Below are 516 nucleotides of genomic sequence, written 5' to 3'. Positions count from 1 at the left end.
CTCTCCAATCGCAATGGATGAAGGTCTACGTTTCGCAATCCGCGAAGGTGGCCGTACTGTAGGTGCTGGTGTAGTAGCAACTATCGTTGAGTAATAATTAACTTATAAAGTTAATTATTAGAAAAAAACCCGAGCATAGTCTCGGGTTTTTTAATGTCTGCGATTTACGCGATGTGAAGGGTAAGCGTCTAGCAAAATGCACCTGCCAGTAACTCGTCAAAATGATTAAGCTATTTCCGAATTTCAATGAGGAGATAGTCATGAGAAAAACACACAGCCTTGAACAGTGGCGCAGTATTATTGAAGAACAACAAGCCAGCGATTTAACTATCACTGAGTTTTGCCAGCAACATGCTTTATCAAAAACAAGCTTTTATGCGGTACTCACCACCAACAACACTGGATATTGGATGTCGTGTTTAAAGAAGATGCATCTCAAATTCACGATCCGTTAAGCGCACAACATATGGCATTATTTCGTCGAGTGGTTAGAAACATGGTAAAACAACATACGAA

The 516-nt window shown here is 40.3% G+C and carries 3 pseudogenes; all 3 read left to right on the top strand.

Features of this window, described 5'->3' with window-relative positions:
• A pseudogene (locus HHO47_RS19140) lies at positions 1-94 on the top strand (elongation factor Tu); the annotation flags it as partial.
• Positions 95-221: 127 nt separating this feature from the next.
• Positions 222-365: pseudogene (tnpA, locus tag HHO47_RS19870) on the top strand (IS66 family insertion sequence element accessory protein TnpA); the annotation flags it as partial.
• A 23-nt stretch (positions 366-388) separates the two neighbouring features.
• Positions 389-516, top strand: a pseudogene (locus HHO47_RS19130) (ISAs1-like element ISPsesp1 family transposase); the annotation flags it as partial.

Origin of the sequence: Pseudoalteromonas arctica, assembly GCF_012927645.1 — a bacterium.
GTDB lineage: Bacteria > Pseudomonadota > Gammaproteobacteria > Enterobacterales > Alteromonadaceae > Pseudoalteromonas > Pseudoalteromonas arctica_A.
The sequence above is the reverse complement of the archived record's forward strand: the minus strand, read 5'-3'. Positions and strand labels throughout refer to the sequence as shown.